Below are 17,429 nucleotides of genomic sequence, written 5' to 3'. Positions count from 1 at the left end.
AGAAAAAGCCCCCGAAATCCGGGGGCTTTTTCTTTTGTTCCTGATTCTCAGGCCGCTTGCACGGATTGTGCTTCGGTCAGAATCGCATAGAGCTTTACCGGATCGGGGTTGGCCCGCAGTTTGGTGCAGACCGCCGAATCCCGTAGCGTGCGCGACACAAGTGCCAGCGCCTTGAGATGTTCAACACCGGCGTCTTCTGGCGCAAAGAGCGAAAAGGCGATGTCGACCGGTTGCCGGTCCACCGCACCGAAATCGATCGGCTTTTCCAGCATTACAAACACACCGGCGACACAATCCAGTTGCGGCAAACGGGCATGCGGAAGGGCGACCCCGTGGCCAACACCGGTTGGCCCAAGGCTTTCACGCTCAAGCAGGGATTCGACGACCATCGGCGCTTCAAGTTTCAGGGCACTGGCAGCGACGTCGCCGATTTCCTGAAACAGCCTTTTCTTGCTCGACGCAGCCGACAGCACGCGAACCGCCTCAGGTCTTAGGATACTCGAAAGCTCCATTATCACGCTCCATGGCAAACCCCCGCATCTGCAGAGGTTCGCCCAAGTTACACTTGCCTGTTACGGATCGATCCAGCCGATATTTCCGTCTTCCCGGCGGTAAACGACATTCAATCCGTCTTTGTTCTCATTCCGGAACACAAGCACCGGAGCGCCCGCAAGTTCCATTTGCATTACAGCCTCACCCACGCTGAGCGATGGGATCTTGGTTTCCATTTCGGCCACGATGATCGGCTGCAGAGAGTCCGGCTCACCCGTAGCTCCCGAATCGTCCGACGCGAGGATATAGGACGACGCACCAAAGAGTTCAACCGGCTCGGAGCGGTCCCGGTGATGGTCCTTGAGGCGACGCTTGTACCGGCGCAGCTGCGTTTCCATCTTGTCGCAACAACCTTCGAACGCAGCGTAGATTTCAGTGGCATGCGCCTTGGCCTGTGCCGTCAGGCCGGTCGACAGATGGACGGTGGTTTCGCATACATATTCATGCGCCGAACGGGAAAAGATGACGTTGGCGTCGGTCGGTCTCTGGGCATATTTGCCCACGACCTCACCCAGCTCGGTCTGCACGTGTGTCTGCAGTGCTGCGCCGATGTCGATCTGTTTTCCGCTGATTTGGTAACGCATGTGATCTCCTTCACAATTCACACCCATTCTGACGCCGCAAATCGCAGCGATCCGTTTTTTTATCGGGTGGTGGGACGGGGCATGTTCCGCGGTTGTCTGTTATTGAACCCTTCCGAGAAGGGATATCGCGATCCAGACTGGAACCGAAGAAATACCATGTGGCAATTGAGGCAAGAGACGGCGGCAGAGTCAATCAAAACAGTCGTGTATATACGCGATTTCCGCCATGCACCCAGCGCAATTCCGCTCAAGCTCATGAAATCTTGAAGTTTTCGCCCAGATACACCCGGCGCACGTTCTCGTTTTCGACAACTTCATCCGGCGTTCCAGACATCAGAACCTGACCGTCGTGCAAAATGTAGGCGCGATCGACAATTTCCAGCGTTTCCCGCACGTTATGATCAGTGATCAGAACGCCGATTCCGCGCTTTTTCAGATCCGCAACCAGATGTCGGATATCGCCGACACTTATCGGATCCACCCCGGCAAACGGTTCGTCCAGCAGCAGGTACTTCGGGTCCGCCGCCAGACAGCGCGCAATCTCGACCCGGCGCCGTTCACCGCCCGACAAGGCCAGTGCGGGCGCGCGGCGCAGATGCTCGATGGAGAAATCGGAAAGCAGCTCCTCAAGGCGTTCCTTCCGCCTGTGGGCATGATCCACCGTGATGTCGAGAACGGCGGCGATGTTGTCTTCAACGCTTAGCCCGCGAAAAATCGACATCTCCTGCGGCAGATAGCCAATTCCCATGCGCGCGCGCCGGTACATCGGAAGTGTCGTGGCGTTCTGGCCATCGATGGTCACGGTTCCCGCTTCGGGGAAAACCAGCCCCGCAACCGAATAGAAAGTTGTTGTCTTGCCGGATCCGTTCGGTCCCAGCAGCGCCACCACTTCGGACCGGTCGAGCGTCATGGAAACGTCACGGATGACCGTTTTCTTGCGGTAGGATTTCCGCAGCTTTTCGATCCTGAGCCCGGATGAACCGTTGGCAACGGATAGTTTCGGTGTCGCCATCAATTCTGCTCCGTGTGCAGGATTGTTTTCACTCTGCCAGTCACTGTCGCCAGTCCGGTTGTCAGATTCGCGTTCATCTGATCGCCGCTGATGGTGCTGGGGCCCTGTGACAACAACACGTTGCCTTTCATCACGATGACGCCCGACTCGATCGTATATTCAGCCCAATCGCCTTCGGCCGCATCAGGCGGGCTGACCAGGACCACATTCTCGGTCGCTTCCATCCGTTCGATCGCGGATTGCTCTTCGTTATAGATGACCAGCACACGTTCGGCCGTTAGGCGCATCTCTCCCTGAATCACGATCACGTCGCCCAGAAATTCAGCCGAACCGTCTTCTTGATTCACGTTCAGCGTTTTCGAAGTCACTTCGACCGGAAGGGTCGGGTCGTTGTTCACGGATCCGAACGCAACCTGAGTTTCCTGAGCGGATGCAGACACCGCACCAAACGCCAGGCCAACAGACAGTGAAACTACACGAAAATCGAACACAGGTTATCTTTCTGCTTTTGGAGGCTCATATATCAATTTCACACCGTCTGTAAAAAGAATATGGACCGGCCCATCCTTTTTTTCAGTCCCGAATGTCATACGGCCTGCGGTAAAGTTACCGATAGGGCCTGTTCCCCGAACTTCGCCCGGTGTATCGCCCCTGATCTCGTCCAGAGATGTATTGAGCAAATCGGTTGTCAACTGCATCCCGTCGGTTGTCGTGATAATGACATCGCCGACAAAGGTGGCCGTTCCCTCATCCGGCCGGACCGTACCGGCGTTGGAATCCAGAACGATTTCCCTGCCATTCAACAGGCGATAGTGGCCGCGCAAAACCGACGCATCGACGGTTGAGGCGTTATCACCCGGACTGGCCCGCACCGCTTCCACCTCAACTTCTTCGCCTTTGCGGGTCGTGCCCCGATAATGAGGCCGGGTGACCAACTGGCCCTCAAGCCGCTCGTCAATGTCCTGCTGGCTAAAGGGGCTGGACACATCCGTATCGATACTGCGCGACAGCAGGAACACCGTGGACAGCAGCACAATCGCCGCCAGCGGCAGCAGAACCTTGAGGAACTGCACCATGCGGGAATAGCCGTCCATCGCCGTACCCTCCTAGCCCAGACCGACGCGCAGGCAGTCGTGGATGTGCAAAATACCTTGCGTCGAGCCATTGCCCTGTGGATCCACGACGAACAGGCAGGTGATCTTGGGCGTTTGCATGGTCATCAGTGCCACCGCTTTTTCGGCGAGCTCGTCCGGACCGATGGTTCGCGGATCGGTGGTCATGACCTGATCCACCGTCAGTTCCAGCAGCCCCTGCATATGGCGACGCAGGTCACCATCGGTGACAATTCCCAATAGTCTACCCTGAGCGTCGGTCACACCAACAACACCAAAGCCTTTCTGGGTCATGACAAGCAGGGCTTCGCTCATGAGAGTGCCCGACGCCACCAGTGGCGTGTCTGTGTGCATCAGGTCGCGCACAGTGCTCAGACGCGCACCTAGTTTGCCGCCGGGGTGGAAAGCGCGGAAGTCCTCGGGCTGGAAGTCGCGGTATTTCATCAGCGCAATTGCCAACGCGTCCCCCATCGCCAGCGTCAGCGTGGTCGAGATCGAAGGCACCATGCCAAAGCCGCAGGCCTCGCCCATCGACGGTATCAGCAGATGCACGTCGGCCTGTTTCATCAGTGTGCTTTCGGGCTTGCTGGACAGTCCGATCAGCGGAATATCGAACCGGCGGGTAAAGGCCAGCAAATTTGCCAGCTCGGGTGCTTCGCCGGAATTCGAGATCGCCAAAACAACGTCGCCTTTGGACAACATGCCCAGATCGCCGTGACTGGCCTCGGCCGGGTGCACGAAATAGGCGGGCGTTCCCGTGCTGGCCAGCGTTGCCGCGATCTTGTGACCGATATGGCCAGACTTGCCGATGCCGCTGACGATGATGCGGCCCTGCGCCTGCAGGATCAGATCAACCGCTTCGGCGAAATGATCATCAAGACCATCGGCCAGAGCATCCAGCGCCCGTGCCTCGTCGGCAATGACCTGTCGTGCGGTTCTGAGGAATGAGTCGGTATCGGTCATGAGTGTGCAAATATATCCGTTTCAGGCCAGCCAGCCAGATCAAGCCGGGCGCGCATGGGCAGAAAGTCGAAACAGGCCTGCGCCATTTCAACCCGGTCCTCGCGGGCCAACCGCTTGTTCAGCGCATCCCGCAGACGGTGCAGGTACAGCACATCCGAGGCTGCATATTCCAACTGAGCATCGGTCAGCTGCTCCGCCCCCCAATCGCTCATCTGCTGTTGTTTTGAGATGTCGATCCCCAGCAACTCCTGACACAGGTTCTTAAGCCCATGACGGTCGGTGTAAGTGCGTACAAGACGGCTCGCGATTTTTGTGCAGTAGACCGGTGCGGCCAGTGCGCCAAAGGTGTGGTACATCGCTGCGATATCGAAACGTCCGAAATGGAACAGTTTCAGAATGTCCGGATTTTCCAGCATGGCGCACAGGTTTGGCGCCGAAGTCTGACCCTTTTCGACCTGAACGATATGACTGTTGCCATCGCCGCCCGACATCTGGATCACGCACAACCGGTCGCGATGGGGGTTCAGGCCCATGGTCTCACAGTCGATGGCCACAATCGAGCCAAGGTCCAACCCGCCGGGCAGGTCGTTTTTATACAGATGGTTCGCCACGGAGTCGTCCTTTGTGCCTTGTCGACACCGAGATAGGAGGTTTGCCCGGCAAACTCAACGTCACACGCACATAGCCGGCCTGACCCGTCCTCAAAAGTTGACAATATCCCCATGGGGAGGATAGGGATATCAACATGACCACTCATATTCACGAATCCCATCCGCAAATCTCGGCACGCCTCAAGCGGGCTCAGGGTCATCTGGCAAAGGTGATTGCGATGCTGGATGACCAGGCACCCTGCACCAATATCGCGCAGCAACTCTTTGCAGTGGAAAAGGCAATCACCAATGCCAAACGTGCGCTGATCCACGACCATATCGACCACTGCCTGTCCGCCGATAACGACGAAGGCGGGGTGGAGGATTTCAAGGCCATCACAAAGTACCTGTGACCAATGCTGAACATTTTGCGAAACAGAACCTATCGGCATCTCTTCGCAGCACAGATCGTTGCGTTGACCGGTACGGGTCTGGCCACGATTGCACTGGGGTTGCTTGCCTTTGAATTGGCCGGTGACGCGGCTGGCATGGTGTTGGGCACGGCCCTGACCATCAAGATGGCCGCCTATGTGACTGTCGCGCCGATCGCCGCGGCATTTGCTGAAAGGCTCGACCGCCGCCGGATGCTGGTGGCGCTGGATCTGGTGCGCGCAGCCGTGGCGGTTTGCCTGCCGTTCGTGACCGAGGTCTGGCAGGTCTATGTGCTGATCTTCGCGCTGCAATCGGCCTCGGCCGGGTTCACTCCGGCATTTCAGGCCACGATTCCGGATGTGCTGACCGACGAAAAAGATTACACAAGGGCGCTATCGCTGTCGCGTCTGGCCATGGACATGGAAAGCCTGCTCAGCCCCATGCTGGCGGCGATGCTGCTGCTGATAGTCAGCTTTGACAGCTTGTTCTGGGGCACGGGTCTTGGTTTTGTCGCATCGGCGCTGCTGGTCGTTTCGGTTGCGCTGCCATCCCCCAAACCATCCGAACGGCGAGGGATATACGAGCGTACGACACGCGGCATCCGGATATATCTGAAAACTCCTAGATTGCGGGGCTTGCTGGGATTGAGCTGGTCAGCTGCCGCGCTCAGTTCGATGGTGATCGTGAACACCGTTGTTCTGGTCCGTGCAGACATGAGCCTGACCGAAAGTGCAGTCGCAATCGCGCTGGCCGGTTTTGGCGGCGGTTCCATGCTGGCTGCCTTTGCCCTGCCGCGGCTGCTGGAGCGGATCGAGGATCGGCGTGTTATGCTGGCAGGTGCAGCGCTGGGAACCGGGGCAATGGCGGCCACGGCAATCGTAACCGCAACGTTTCCGTTGACCTTGTCCCTGCTGACGGTGGCCTGGGTTGCGGTCGGGTTCGGTTATTCCACGACCCTGACGCCATCGGGCCGTTTGCTGACACGCTCTGCGCATCCCGAAGACAGGCCCGCGGTATTTGCGGCGCAATTCACGCTATCACACGCCTGCTGGCTGGTTCTGTATCCACTGTCCGGTTGGCTAATGACTGTCAGTGGCGCAACCGTTGTACTGGCAGTTCTGGCAACGATGTCGATCTTCGGGATCGTTGCCGCCTTTCTGGTCTGGCCCCGCAAAGACGCAGGTCCCGTTGAACACACGCACGATGGGTTACCTTCTGATCACCCGCATCTGACCGGGGGTGGGGTACACCGCCATCCTGTTATTATTGACGATCTGCACCCAAGCTATCCGAAAGAGCCTTGAGCGTACCGCTGAATTGGTGCCAAGTCGGAAAAAGACACTCTGACGCGGAGTCCTTATGGATCAACTCGACCGCCTCATCATAACGGCCCTGCAACACAATGCGCGGGCCTCAACAACCGGGATCGCGGCCAAGCTTGGTGTTGCCCGCACGACCGTGCACGAACGCATCAGCCGAATGGAAGATCGCGGCGTGATTGCGGGATACTCGGTCGTGCTGCGCGACCCTCAGGACGAACCCAGAGTGAACGTGGTGGTCATGCTGGAAGTGCAGCAAAAGGAAACCTCGCGCATCATCAAGCGGCTCGAAGCGTATCCCGAGATCAAGCTGTGTCTGTCGATCAATGGCGATTATGATCTATTGCTGTCTGCCGAAGCGCCCAGGATCGAAGATCTGGATATCCTCGTCGATGAACTGGCTGCAATTCCCGGCGTCCTGCGCACCAATACCAGCGTGGTTTTTGGGCGCCGTATCGATCGCAGATAACACATTGACGATAGTACCGTCATAATGACGGCATCAAGACTCATATCGTCACTCTGATCCCTACAAACCGAACAGCGCAGTTGTCAGACTTTCTGAAAAAGGAAGGAAACGAGCAATGCGCTGGAACATATGCGTTATCGGAGCCGGAAAAATCGGCCAGATGATAGCGACACTACTGAAAACCTCGCCGAATTATTCGGTAACCGTTGCCGATAATGATCTTGCGGCACTGGCAGTGCTCAAAAAGATGGGCGTTGCAACCAAACAGATCGACGCTGGCGATGCATCGGGACTGGCCGAGGGGTTGCGCGGCTTTGATGCGGTCATTTCCGCAGCACCGTTTTTCCTGACCCCTGCCATCGCGCAGGCGGCGAAAGAGGCAGGTGCCCATTATTTTGACCTGACCGAGGATGTGGCCGCGACAAATGCGGTACGCGAACTGGCTAGGGACAGCCGGACCGCGTTCATGCCCCAATGTGGTTTGGCACCGGGATTTGTTGGCATCGCGGGATCGGCGCTGGCACACGATTTCGACGAACTGGACAGCCTGCACATGCGGGTGGGCGCGCTGCCGCTGTATCCGACCAACGCGCTGAAATACAATCTCACCTGGTCGACCGACGGTCTGATCAACGAATACTGCAATCCCTGCGACGCCATCGTAAACGGCGAACGCGTCAAGACCGCGCCGCTGGAAGACTACGAAATTCTGGGCCACGACGGCGTAGAATACGAATGTTTCAACACCTCCGGTGGTCTTGGCACCCTGCCCGAAACGCTGGATGGCAAGGCCCGGGCGGTATCCTATCGCTCGATCAGGTACCCGGGTCACCGCGATATCCTCAAGCTGCTGTTGTCGGATCTGGGACTGGAACGCCGCCGCGATCTGCTGAAGGAAATTTTCGAAGCCGCCCTGCCCCGCACCGATCAGGACGTTGTGCTGGTCTATTGCACCGCCAAAGGCATGATCAATGGCGAGCTTCGTGAGAAGTCGCTGATCAATAAATCCTTCAGCCGTGTGATCGACGGGCAGGTCTGGAGCGCCATCCAGATCACCACCGCCGCAGGCGTACTGGGTGTCGTCGATCTGATGCGGACCGATGCGCTGCCGTCAAAGGGATTTGTACGGCAAGAGCAGGTGAAGCTTGCAGATTTCCTGAACACCGAATTTGGCCGCCTGTACCGGGCGGGGGACGTAACTGAACAGAATAAGGCAGCCTGAGACATGAAAGATATTGTCATGACCGCTGAAACCACACTTTCGAAACTGGGCCTGAGCGCCGCCGAGCTGAGCGGCGGTACATTGAGGGTGAACTCACCGATTGACGGCGGCCTTTTGGCCGAAGTGCACGAAACACCCGCTTCGGATATGGACCGGATCTTTGCCAATTCCAAAACTGCGTTCAAGGCATGGCGCACGGTCCCGGCACCTCGCCGCGGCGAATTGATCCGCCTGCTGGGCGAAGAGCTGCGCGCCGCCAAAGATGAACTGGGCGCCCTTGTCAGCTGGGAGGCAGGCAAGATCACGTCCGAAGGGCTGGGCGAAGTGCAGGAAATGATCGACATCTGCGATTTCGCCGTTGGCCTGTCGCGCCAGCTTTACGGCCTGACCATCGCCAGCGAACGCCCCGGCCACCGCATGATGGAGACATGGCACCCCGCCGGGCCGGTTGGTGTGATTACCGCGTTCAACTTTCCAGTCGCGGTCTGGTCGTGGAACACGGCGCTGGCGTTGGTTTGCGGTGACCCGGTGATCTGGAAGCCGTCCGAAAAGACGCCTCTGACCGCGCTGGCGTGCCAGAAGATATTTGAACGTGCCATCGCCCGCTTTGGCGATGCGCCGGATCATCTGCTGCAAACCCTGATCGGCGGCGCGGATCTGGGCAAGGCTCTGGTTGAAAGTGAGGATGTTCCGATCATTTCGGCCACCGGCTCCACTCGCATGGGCCGGGCCGTCGCACCCATTGTCGCCCAGCGCTTTGGCAAATCCATTCTGGAACTGGGCGGCAACAACGCCATGATCGTCGGTCCGTCCGCCGATCTGGAAATGGCAGTGCGCGCCATAGTATTTTCCGCTGTCGGCACCGCTGGTCAGCGCTGCACCACCCTGCGGCGACTGATCGCGCACAACTCGATCAAGGACGATCTGGTGGCGCGGCTCAGCAAAGCCTATTCGGGCCTGCCTATTGGCAATCCTCTGTCCGATGGAACGCTTGTCGGTCCGTTGATCGATGAAGCATCCGGCGCAGCCATGACTGCAGCCCTTGAAGCGGCCAAGGCCGAAGGCGGAACGGTCCACGGCGGCGCCCGGGTCACCAAGGACGTACCCGAAGGCGGCGTCTATATGGAACCGGCTATTGTTGAGATGCCCGGGCAGTCTGACGTCGTAAAGACCGAAACCTTCGCACCCATTCTTTATGTGATGGGGTATGACGATTTTGCGGATGCGCTGGATATCCAGAATGACGTTCCGCAGGGGTTGTCCTCGTGCGTCTTCACGCTGAATATGCGTGAGGCGGAACAATTCCTGTCGGCAGCCGGTTCGGATTGCGGCATCGCCAACGTCAACATCGGGCCTTCGGGCGCAGAAATCGGTGGTGCGTTTGGTGGCGAAAAGGAAACCGGTGGCGGTCGCGAAAGCGGATCGGACGCGTGGAAAGCTTACATGCGCCGTCAGACCAACACCGTAAACTATTCGGCGGAACTGCCGCTGGCGCAGGGTGTCAAATTCGACATCTGAGAACAATTTTGCCCGCCCTGAAACCGGGGCAGGTTTTTCACTGGTTGGCGGTTTCCGATAACCGTCTGTAAACCGGTGACTGAATAGCCTGTCCGTGACTCAGAGAATCCCGGACAGGCAGAATGCCCAAATACCCAGCCCTGATATTCATACCGGTCTTTATCGCCCTGTCGGTTTCCGCAGCGGGCGCGGCGACGGATGCTCGCACGGCCGGGATTTGCGACCGGGCCGCCCGGCAGGCCGCCTTGTCCGAGGGCGTGCCTCTTGACGTGTTGCGCGCGATCACCCGCGTGGAAACCGGGCGACACCGGAATGGTCAGGTGATGCCCTGGCCCTGGGCCATTAATCTGGAAGGCAAGGGATTCTGGTTCAACAGCGAGGTTGAGGCGAAATCGTTTGTATTTAAGGTGTTCAAAGCGGGTGCGCGCAGTTTTGACGTTGGGTGCTTTCAGATCAATTACCGATGGCATGGCCACCGGTTCCGATCCATTGATGCAATGTTCGACCCTGCGGAAAACGCAACCCAAGCAGCCCGGTTTTTGAAAGAACTGCATGATGAGCTCGGGACATGGTCTGCTGCCGCTGGCGCCTATCATTCGCGCACGCAATCTTTGGCAGCTAAGTATTCCAAACGTTTTGAGGATGCTTTGGCGCAGCTTGGCGGCACCCAATTGCTCCAAGATGAAAACACGCCAACAGCCCCATTCCACACGGCAGCGATTCCTCTGATATCGCCGGCCGTACCTCAGCGGTCGCAGCAGGCCAAGGCGCTCGGCTCCCTTGTTCCGGTCTCAGCCAATACCGGGCCCTTCATCGCGCTCAACTAGGAGGCTCGCGTGCCCCAAATCGACGCCCGGTCGCTGTTTTCACCCACCGTATTGCTGGCGCTGGCCCTCATGGCGGTCATCGTCATGATGATCCTGCCCATGCCCGCTTGGGTGCTGGATGTCGGGTTGGCCGCGTCCTTCGCTCTGGCCATCCTGATTTTTACACTGACCCTGTTCATCGAACGGCCGCTGGAGTTCTCGTCTTTTCCCACGATCCTCCTCGCCTCGCTGATGTTGCGGCTGTCGCTGAATGTCTCGTCCACCAAACTGATTATTGGCCAGGGTCACACTGGCCCTAACGCAGCGGGCGACGTGATCGAGGGGTTCGCGCAATTCATCATGGGCGGCAGTGTCTTTCTGGGCCTTGTCGTGTTCGGCGTCTTGCTGATCGTCAATTTCATGGTCATCACAAAGGGCGCGGCCCGCATGGCCGAGGTCGGCGCGCGCTTCGCGCTGGACGGGATGCCGGGCAAGCAGCTTGCCATCGACAGCGACATGTCCGCAGGCGCGATCGACCACCAGCAGGCCAAGGAAAGGCGCGAGCTGGAGCAGCAGGAAACCACCTTCTTCGGCTCGCTGGATGGAGCTTCGAAATTCGTCAAGGGCGACGCGATTGCCGGGCTTCTAATAACATTGCTCAATCTGGTGATGGGCCTGATCATGGGCATCGTCGTGCACGGCATGCCCATTGCTGCGGCCTTTGAAACCTATGCCATCCTGACCGTTGGCGACGGGCTGGTGTCACAAATCCCGGCGGTGATCATCTCGATTGCTTCAGCTTTGTTGCTGGCACGCGGCGGCACGCAGGGGGCCACCGACACTGCGATCTTCTCACAGCTGGGCAGCCACCCGGCAGCGCTGGGAACCGTTGCCGGCCTGATGGTTCTGTTTGCGTTGGTCCCGGGCCTGCCGTTTCTGCCCTTTATTCTAGGGGCTGGCGTTCTTGGTTTTGCCGCGTATTCCATCAAGCGAAAAAGCGGACCGGAAGAACCGGACACGGAGCGTGGTGAGGCGCAGGTGCCGGTCGCGCAAGCCATCGGGGATATTCTGGATCTGGACGACGTGCATCTGGAATTTGCACCCGATCTTGTCAGCATGGTGCTGAACCCCGGCACCGGTCTGGACGCTCGGATCACAAATATGCGGACATATGTGGCGTCAAATTATGGGTTGGTCATGCCGGAGATCCGCCTGACGGATCGCGCGGATCTGCCCAAAGGAACTTATGTCGTCCGCATTCACGGCGTCGAACAGGCACGCGGGGTGCTGAATCCTGATCTGGTACTTGCCCTGATTCAGGATGAACCTGGCCTGCTGCCAGACGGCAACGACGTTACCGAACCGGTGTATGGCGCCCCCGCCCGCTGGATTTTACCAAAGGATCAGGAGACCGCAGCGCTGAACGGGGCCACAATCGTGTCGCCGCCGGAAATTCTGGCCACGCACCTGCTGGAAATCATAAAGCAGAATTTCGCGCGCCTGCTCACACTCAAATCCCTTCGCCGCCTGCTGTCAGAGATGACGCGCCTCAGTGATCCGGTTCGGGCCGAAGCCAACAGAAAGCTGCTGGACGAACTGATCCCTGACAGGGTGCCCATCGATACGCTGCACGCTGTGTTACGCCTTTTGCTGGATGAAAGGGTGTCCATACGCAACATGCCTCTGATCCTGGAAACCGTTGCCGAAGCGCGCCTGACAACAACGCAACCCGAAGGCATCTGCGAACAGGTACGTCAGAGGCTTGGGTTCCAGTTGGTCGCCGATCTGAAACGCGACGATGGGTCAATCCCGCTGGTTCAGTTGGCCCCGGAATGGGAAGATACGTTCGCTCAATACCAGATCGACACGGCCCCGTCCGGTCTGGACGTCGCATTGCCGCCGGATCTCTTTAACAAGCTGGCGGATGGTTTGGCCGAACGAATGGCCTCATCCGCCGATCAGGGCCTGTTTCCTGCACTGGCAACATCGTCCAGGCGACGCAGGCTGCTGCGGATGATTATGCATGCACGTGGCGTATCAAATCCGGTACTGTCTTTCGAGGAAATCGGGTTGGAAGCGCGGCCAGCCCTTGTGGGCACAGTCGCTGCATGATTGCGCTGCCGCCAGATCTTCTTGGAATGCTGGGCTTTGAACTCTGGCATTTGTTCACGGTTTTTCTACGTGTTTCAGCCTTTGTCGCATTGCTACCTGCTTTCGGCGAACGGTCCATCCCTGTCCGGGTCAGGTTGGGCGCAGCGCTGGCGTTTACGCTGATCATCGCGACCGCTGTTCAGGGCACGTCGGTTGATTCCGACTTGACCACCCTTCTGGGCCTCGTCGGGACCGAGGTCGTGATCGGTCTGGCCATGGGGATAGCCGTCCGCCTGTTTGTTCTGGCCCTACAGACCGCAGGCTCGATTGCTGCGCAATCAACCTCTTTGTCGCAAATTCTGGGCGGAGCAGCCGCCGAACCGGTTCCGGCGATGGGATATCTGCTGATGATCGCCGGTATCGCATTGGCCTGTTTGATGGGAATTCACGTGCGGGCCGCCGAATTTCTGATCCGGACTTACAACATGTTGCCCGTTGGAACGCAACTCGGTGCTGCGACTCTTGCCGAATGGGGTGTTGGGCAGATATCGCAGGCGTTTTCCCTGGCATTTTCTCTGGCTGTACCTTTTGTCATTGCCTCACTGGTCTATAACCTTGCCCTTGGCGTGATCAATCGGGCCATGCCTCAGTTGATGGTGGCGTTCGTCGGCGCCCCTGCCATCACACTGGCGGGGCTGTTCCTTCTTTTTGCCGGTGCGCCATTGATTCTGTCGGTCTGGTCAGATGCGCTTTTCGGGTTCTTCGCCAATCCCTTCGGAGAATTGCCGTGAACCCGCAGGACGACGACAGCGAAAAGCCATTCGAACCAACGCCGAACAAACTCAGGAAAGCGCGCGAGAAGGGAGAGATCGCGAAATCCTCGGACCTGTCGGTTGTGGCCGCTTATGTCGGCCTGGCAATTGCAGTTCTGACAATCGGGAAAATTGCCGTTGAACAACTGGGAACGCTGTTTCTGATACTGATCGAGCAATCCGGGCCCCTGTCGCTGCAGCTTGTCCGTGGCCCGTCCCAAAGCCTCGTGGCTGAAATCACGACCCGTATGGGTGTAACCGTGCTGGCCTTTTTTGCAATACCGGCGGCGGCCGTTCTTCTCAGCCTCGTTGCGCAGCGGGCATTTATACTTGCACCAAACAAACTGAAGCCCCGACTGTCGCGCATTTCGGTCATATCCAACGCGCGAAACAAATTTGGCCGTCAGGGTTTGTTCGAGTTTACCAAGAGCTTTGTAAAACTTATCCTGTACTCTGTATGCCTGGCATTGTTTTTGCGCGCCAATCTTGCGGAAATCATCACTTCCAGCGCGGTACAACCGCGATCATCAATCCTGCTGATGGTGAACTTTTTAACCCGTTTTCTGGCCATCGTAATTGCAGTGGCTTTGATGATCGGTGTCGTTGACTACCTTTGGCAATATTCGGAACACATTCGCAAAAACAGAATGTCCCGGAAGGAGATCCTTGACGAAACAAAAGATTCGGAAGGAGATCCGCATATGAAGCAGCAACGCCAGAGGCGCGCTCAGGACATTGCCGCCAACCAGATGATGGCGGATGTTCCAACTGCCGATGTTGTGGTGGTGAACCCGACCCATTACGCGGTTGCGCTGAAGTGGTCGCGCGCACCGGGCGAAGCGCCTGTGTGCGTCGCCAAGGGAGTGGACGAGATTGCCGCCGCCATCCGGAGCGCCGCAGAAGATGCGGGCGTGCCCGTTCACCCGGATCCGCCTACGGCACGGGCCCTGCATGCGACCGTCGCAATCGGGCAGGAAATCCCAGCAGAGCATTATCGCCCCGTTGCCGCCGCAATCCGCTTTGCAGAAGCCATGAGAAAACGCGCGAAAGGTCAGGTGGGATGAAAAAGCCGGCCCTCTCGAACCTAGGGAAAGTAACCGAGGTTCTGTTTCTTAAAAAACTGGAAAAAGTCCGGCCTGTTCTTGAGCAGGAAGCGGTCCTCAACCGTCAGATCAGCCGTCTTGACGAGCAGTTGGCCGAGGTCCGCAGGAGCGGCAGTGAAACTTCGGGCTATCACCTCTGCGGCGCCGACATTCTGTGGCACGGTTGGGAGGCCGGAACACGCAGAACTGTAAACATGGATCTGGCGCGGCTACGCGCGCAGAAACTACAACAGATGGACGAATTGCGGCACGCATTCGGTCAACGCGAGGCTGTTCGGGAAATCGTTAAAAATCTGACCAAACATTCATAGCGTCGGATCCGATATCGGTCTTTGACACGTCAGGCCGTTCAGGTGTCCTGTCTGCTCACGCTCATGATCAGAACCCGGGATACGTCGGTCCCGAGATGTTTTTGCGCCTCTTCCAAAAGCGTGCGCCGCAGTAATTGCAGGTTGTCCGAGTGGGTGAAATTCCCGTCAAAACCGCCGACATTGGCGTGATCGAACAGAACCTGAAGAAAGCCGTCCCTCAGGTTCGGTTCGATCGCATAGATCTCCTCGCTTACTCCGGCGCGCGTTTCCAGGCTGAGAGACATGGTCACCAAGGCTGCGATCCGATCCTGCTCGACCACAGGGACAACGAATTGTTTGGGCAGCTTCAGATACTCGTGCTGTTCTTTCTTTTCATCCTTTGTATCCGAACTGACCTTCACGTTTTCCTTCTTCTGCTTGTCAGTTTCAGCCTTTGCTGTGGCCTTGTCATCTTTCGTCTGACTTTGCTGCGCCTGCGGCTCGGCCGGGGGACTCAGGGCTATGCCTGCTGCCACTCCGGCCCCAAACCCGCCGATCAGCAACAGTATTGGCAGTACTTTTTTGATCATGACGAGGCCTCAGAACGGAAGCAGCGTGTCAAGGATTTGCTGCCCGTACCGGGGCTGCTGGACATCCGTGATCTGCCCGCGCCCGCCATAGGAAACGCGTGCCGAGGCTATCTTGTCGTAGGTGATTTCGTTCTGTCGGGAAATGTCTTCTGGGCGGACATAGCCCGCAACCAACAACTCGCGCAGCTCGAAATTGACCCGAAGTTCCTGCGAACCGGAAATGGACAGGACGCCGTTGGGTAGAACATCAACAACCGTTGCAGCAACCCGCAAGGTAAGCTTCTCCTTGCGCTTGACCGACCCCTTTCCCTTGGTCTCAGAATTGGAATCGATCGACACCGCCTCGGCCAGCGACGCCCCTTGGGGCAGCTTCTCACCGGCACGCTGTGGATATCCGAACAGATGCGGCACGCCCAGTGTTTCCGCCCCTGTACGCGAGCGCTTGGTGTCGTTCGAGATTTCGGCCTTTTCATCGATTTCGATGACAACGGTCAGGATATCCCCCTTTTTCATCGCCCGCTGATCCCCCAGCAGAGAGTTCTGCCCGCCGCTCCACAAGGAAGACTGATCAACCTGACGCTGGGGCTGGGTGTGAAGGGGCAGTCCCGGCCAAAGCATCGCGACATGTTCCGGAGATTCCGAATTGGGTGTAAAACTCGGCGGCTTACCCAGATGATCCAACCGGCCACACGCGGAGGTGACGAGAAGAACAAACAAAGCTGGTTTAAGAAGCTTGAGATTCTGCATTATTTAACCTCGATACTGCCGTCCGGGCGGATCCGGCCGGTGACGGTTGTGCGTGACGACAGGTTCATGACCCGAATGAATTCTCCTTCGGCACCACGCCCCAGCGCCCGGCCGTCTGTTGCAATGGAAAGGGCGCCGTGATCGAAGAGGATGGTGACCAGATCGTTTCGGTCGACCAAAGCCGGTGGGCCGACATCCGACAGGCGAATTGGCCGCCCTGCATAGAGGGTCACGCGCGCTTCCATTCCGATCAGATCATCCGCTTGCGTGACCGCATTCGGCACCTCGGCCTGTTTTTGGGTCAGATCCTCGACCAGAATGACTTCTTTGGCGCGGATAGTCCGCGCGGGCACGACGATTTCGGCCTGTGCGATCACCGGGTGAGTCAGGGCCAGTATCAAAGCAACCGTTTTCATCACCGTACCTGCGTTGTTGCGCCCATCATCTGATCGACCGCTGATATGACCTTGGCGTTCATCTCATAGCCACGCTGTGCTTCGATCAGCTCTGTTACCTCACGAACCGCATCGACCGAGCTGTCCTCGAGATATCCCTGACGCAGGGTTCCCAGACCATCCTCGCCGGGAGTCCCGACAACCGGGCTCCCCGACGCTTCGGTTTCCTTGAACAGATTGCCCCCGAGCGCCTCCAACCCCTTGGCATTTGAGAAGCTCGCCAGGGTGAGTTCACCCAGCAGCTGCCCTTCGGCCGTGTCATCGAAATAGGCATAAACCTCGCCAGAGGCGTTGATCGAGATTGAGCGTGCATCGTCGGGAATTGTGACTTCGGGCGTTACAACAAAGCCGTCGGCCGTCACGATCAGCCCCTCGGCAGATTTCTTGAGGCTGCCATCGCGGGTATACGCAGATTGTCCGTTGGACAGCGTGACTTCCAGATATCCCCGGCCTTCGATGGCGATATCCAGATCACTGCCTGTTGCGGACAAGGTCCCCTGCGCCAGCTGCACCGTAACAGCGGCCGGCCGAACACCAAGCCCGAGCTGAATGCCGGTGGGTAGAACTGTGCCGTCTGCCGCATTCACGGTGCCTGCCCGGACCATTTGCTGATAGTGCAGATCGGCGAACTCGGCCCGCCGTGCGTTGTAACCCGTCGTGTTCATGTTCGCGAGGTTGTTCGAAATAGTCTCGACCCGCATCTGCTGTGCGGTCATTCCGGTAGCTGCAATTTGCAAGGCACGCATTTCGGAAACTCCTTTG

The 17,429-nt window shown here is 58.0% G+C and carries 21 protein-coding genes; 10 read left to right on the top strand and 11 right to left on the bottom strand.

What is annotated here, in order from left to right:
• Positions 1–47 precede the first annotated feature (47 nt).
• The 7 genes from ACR0D6_RS09945 to ACR0D6_RS09915 all read right to left on the bottom strand — a co-directional run bounded on the left by ACR0D6_RS09945 (position 48) and on the right by ACR0D6_RS09915 (position 4,834).
• A complete protein-coding gene (locus ACR0D6_RS09945) occupies positions 48–512 on the bottom strand; it encodes a PTS sugar transporter subunit IIA (protein ID WP_170653829.1) in 465 nt (154 codons plus the stop codon).
• A gap of 60 nt (positions 513–572) precedes the next feature.
• The gene (gene hpf / locus ACR0D6_RS09940; RefSeq protein ID WP_170653827.1) at positions 573–1,136 is read right to left on the bottom strand and encodes a ribosome hibernation-promoting factor, HPF/YfiA family; all 564 of its coding nucleotides are present in this window, start codon (positions 1,134–1,136) and stop codon (positions 573–575) included.
• Between the two features lie 253 nt (positions 1,137–1,389).
• Entirely contained in the window at positions 1,390–2,148 is a 759-nt protein-coding gene (gene lptB / locus ACR0D6_RS09935; RefSeq protein WP_170653825.1) for an LPS export ABC transporter ATP-binding protein, read from the bottom strand.
• A complete protein-coding gene (locus ACR0D6_RS09930; protein WP_170653823.1) occupies positions 2,148–2,639 on the bottom strand; it encodes an LptA/OstA family protein in 492 nt (163 codons plus the stop codon). The genes lptB and ACR0D6_RS09930 overlap by 1 nt, the downstream gene beginning before the upstream one ends.
• 3 nt (positions 2,640–2,642) lie before the next feature.
• Entirely contained in the window at positions 2,643–3,242 is a 600-nt protein-coding gene (gene lptC / locus ACR0D6_RS09925) for an LPS export ABC transporter periplasmic protein LptC (protein ID WP_170653821.1), read from the bottom strand.
• Between the two features lie 12 nt (positions 3,243–3,254).
• Positions 3,255–4,223, bottom strand: coding sequence for a KpsF/GutQ family sugar-phosphate isomerase (locus tag ACR0D6_RS09920; protein ID WP_480765388.1), 969 nt, complete (start codon positions 4,221–4,223; stop codon positions 3,255–3,257).
• Positions 4,220–4,834, bottom strand: coding sequence for a ribonuclease D (locus ACR0D6_RS09915; RefSeq protein WP_480765387.1), 615 nt, complete (start codon positions 4,832–4,834; stop codon positions 4,220–4,222). Before ACR0D6_RS09915 ends, ACR0D6_RS09920 begins: the two co-directional genes overlap by 4 nt.
• A gap of 134 nt (positions 4,835–4,968) precedes the next feature.
• On the opposite strand from ACR0D6_RS09915, the gene ACR0D6_RS09910 reads away from it, so the two are divergent.
• The 10 genes from ACR0D6_RS09910 to ACR0D6_RS09865 all read left to right on the top strand — a co-directional run bounded on the left by ACR0D6_RS09910 (position 4,969) and on the right by ACR0D6_RS09865 (position 14,896).
• On the top strand, positions 4,969–5,226 hold the full coding sequence (locus tag ACR0D6_RS09910) for a metal-sensing transcriptional repressor (RefSeq protein ID WP_480765386.1): 258 nt from the start codon (positions 4,969–4,971) through the stop codon (positions 5,224–5,226).
• Between the two features lie 3 nt (positions 5,227–5,229).
• Positions 5,230–6,549 carry an MFS transporter gene (locus tag ACR0D6_RS09905; protein ID WP_480765385.1) on the top strand — a complete coding sequence of 440 codons (1,320 nt, stop codon included), beginning with the start codon at positions 5,230–5,232 and terminating at the stop codon, positions 6,547–6,549.
• Positions 6,550–6,604: 55 nt separating this feature from the next.
• The gene (locus ACR0D6_RS09900; RefSeq protein WP_480765384.1) at positions 6,605–7,033 is read left to right on the top strand and encodes an Lrp/AsnC family transcriptional regulator; all 429 of its coding nucleotides are present in this window, start codon (positions 6,605–6,607) and stop codon (positions 7,031–7,033) included.
• A 115-nt stretch (positions 7,034–7,148) separates the two neighbouring features.
• A complete protein-coding gene (locus ACR0D6_RS09895) occupies positions 7,149–8,255 on the top strand; it encodes a saccharopine dehydrogenase family protein (protein WP_480765383.1) in 1,107 nt (368 codons plus the stop codon).
• A 3-nt stretch (positions 8,256–8,258) separates the two neighbouring features.
• Positions 8,259–9,773 (top strand): L-piperidine-6-carboxylate dehydrogenase, encoded by a 1,515-nt coding sequence (amaB, locus tag ACR0D6_RS09890; RefSeq protein WP_480765382.1) that lies wholly within the window; start codon positions 8,259–8,261, stop codon positions 9,771–9,773.
• A gap of 122 nt (positions 9,774–9,895) precedes the next feature.
• Complete coding sequence (locus ACR0D6_RS09885; RefSeq protein WP_480765381.1) at positions 9,896–10,600, top strand: transglycosylase SLT domain-containing protein; 705 nt, start codon at positions 9,896–9,898, stop codon at positions 10,598–10,600.
• A 69-nt stretch (positions 10,601–10,669) separates the two neighbouring features.
• A complete protein-coding gene (flhA, locus tag ACR0D6_RS09880) occupies positions 10,670–12,691 on the top strand; it encodes a flagellar biosynthesis protein FlhA (RefSeq protein WP_480765473.1) in 2,022 nt (673 codons plus the stop codon).
• Complete coding sequence (locus ACR0D6_RS09875) at positions 12,688–13,461, top strand: flagellar biosynthetic protein FliR (RefSeq protein ID WP_480765380.1); 774 nt, start codon at positions 12,688–12,690, stop codon at positions 13,459–13,461. Before flhA ends, ACR0D6_RS09875 begins: the two co-directional genes overlap by 4 nt.
• Positions 13,458–14,546 (top strand): flagellar type III secretion system protein FlhB, encoded by a 1,089-nt coding sequence (flhB, locus tag ACR0D6_RS09870; RefSeq protein WP_480765379.1) that lies wholly within the window; start codon positions 13,458–13,460, stop codon positions 14,544–14,546. Before ACR0D6_RS09875 ends, flhB begins: the two co-directional genes overlap by 4 nt.
• Complete coding sequence (locus ACR0D6_RS09865; RefSeq protein ID WP_480765378.1) at positions 14,543–14,896, top strand: hypothetical protein; 354 nt, start codon at positions 14,543–14,545, stop codon at positions 14,894–14,896. Before flhB ends, ACR0D6_RS09865 begins: the two co-directional genes overlap by 4 nt.
• Positions 14,897–14,934: 38 nt before the next feature.
• Here ACR0D6_RS09865 and ACR0D6_RS09860 read toward each other — a convergent pair whose 3' ends face one another.
• From ACR0D6_RS09860 to flgG, 4 genes are read right to left on the bottom strand one after another with little or no spacing between them, the layout of a single operon-like run.
• Positions 14,935–15,465, bottom strand: a complete 531-nt coding sequence (locus ACR0D6_RS09860; RefSeq protein ID WP_480765377.1) for a flagellar basal body-associated FliL family protein — start codon at positions 15,463–15,465, stop codon at positions 14,935–14,937.
• A gap of 9 nt (positions 15,466–15,474) precedes the next feature.
• Positions 15,475–16,212 carry a flagellar basal body L-ring protein FlgH gene (gene flgH / locus ACR0D6_RS09855; RefSeq protein WP_170653775.1) on the bottom strand — a complete coding sequence of 246 codons (738 nt, stop codon included), beginning with the start codon at positions 16,210–16,212 and terminating at the stop codon, positions 15,475–15,477.
• A complete protein-coding gene (gene flgA, locus ACR0D6_RS09850) occupies positions 16,212–16,628 on the bottom strand; it encodes a flagellar basal body P-ring formation chaperone FlgA (RefSeq protein ID WP_480765376.1) in 417 nt (138 codons plus the stop codon). Before flgA ends, flgH begins: the two co-directional genes overlap by 1 nt.
• Complete coding sequence (gene flgG, locus ACR0D6_RS09845; protein ID WP_170653771.1) at positions 16,628–17,413, bottom strand: flagellar basal-body rod protein FlgG; 786 nt, start codon at positions 17,411–17,413, stop codon at positions 16,628–16,630. The genes flgA and flgG overlap by 1 nt, the downstream gene beginning before the upstream one ends.
• Between the last annotated feature and the right edge of the window lie 16 nt (positions 17,414–17,429).

This window comes from Ruegeria sp. BJ6 (assembly GCF_056537885.1).
This window is presented reverse-complemented; position numbering and strand designations above follow the sequence as displayed.

Bases quoted from the DNA above. Each gene is read 5' to 3' on its own strand.
- ACR0D6_RS09895 (WP_480765383.1), top strand. From the start codon at position 7,149: ATGCGCTGGAACATATGCGTTATCGGAGCCGGAAAAATCGGCCAGATG.
- amaB (WP_480765382.1), top strand. From the start codon at position 8,259: ATGAAAGATATTGTCATGACCGCTGAAACCACACTTTCGAAACTGGGC.
- ACR0D6_RS09905 (WP_480765385.1), top strand. From the start codon at position 5,230: ATGCTGAACATTTTGCGAAACAGAACCTATCGGCATCTCTTCGCAGCA.
- ACR0D6_RS09885 (WP_480765381.1), top strand. From the start codon at position 9,896: ATGCCCAAATACCCAGCCCTGATATTCATACCGGTCTTTATCGCCCTG.
- flgH (WP_170653775.1), bottom strand. From the start codon at position 16,212: ATGCAGAATCTCAAGCTTCTTAAACCAGCTTTGTTTGTTCTTCTCGTC.
- flhA (WP_480765473.1), top strand. From the start codon at position 10,670: ATGGCGGTCATCGTCATGATGATCCTGCCCATGCCCGCTTGGGTGCTG.
- ACR0D6_RS09860 (WP_480765377.1), bottom strand. From the start codon at position 15,465: ATGATCAAAAAAGTACTGCCAATACTGTTGCTGATCGGCGGGTTTGGG.
- ACR0D6_RS09900 (WP_480765384.1), top strand. From the start codon at position 6,605: ATGGATCAACTCGACCGCCTCATCATAACGGCCCTGCAACACAATGCG.
- flgA (WP_480765376.1), bottom strand. From the start codon at position 16,628: ATGAAAACGGTTGCTTTGATACTGGCCCTGACTCACCCGGTGATCGCA.
- ACR0D6_RS09910 (WP_480765386.1), top strand. From the start codon at position 4,969: ATGACCACTCATATTCACGAATCCCATCCGCAAATCTCGGCACGCCTC.
- hpf (WP_170653827.1), bottom strand. From the start codon at position 1,136: ATGCGTTACCAAATCAGCGGAAAACAGATCGACATCGGCGCAGCACTG.
- lptC (WP_170653821.1), bottom strand. From the start codon at position 3,242: ATGGACGGCTATTCCCGCATGGTGCAGTTCCTCAAGGTTCTGCTGCCG.
- ACR0D6_RS09945 (WP_170653829.1), bottom strand. From the start codon at position 512: ATGGAGCTTTCGAGTATCCTAAGACCTGAGGCGGTTCGCGTGCTGTCG.
- lptB (WP_170653825.1), bottom strand. From the start codon at position 2,148: ATGGCGACACCGAAACTATCCGTTGCCAACGGTTCATCCGGGCTCAGG.
- flgG (WP_170653771.1), bottom strand. From the start codon at position 17,413: ATGCGTGCCTTGCAAATTGCAGCTACCGGAATGACCGCACAGCAGATG.
- ACR0D6_RS09865 (WP_480765378.1), top strand. From the start codon at position 14,543: ATGAAAAAGCCGGCCCTCTCGAACCTAGGGAAAGTAACCGAGGTTCTG.
- ACR0D6_RS09920 (WP_480765388.1), bottom strand. From the start codon at position 4,223: ATGACCGATACCGACTCATTCCTCAGAACCGCACGACAGGTCATTGCC.
- ACR0D6_RS09875 (WP_480765380.1), top strand. From the start codon at position 12,688: ATGATTGCGCTGCCGCCAGATCTTCTTGGAATGCTGGGCTTTGAACTC.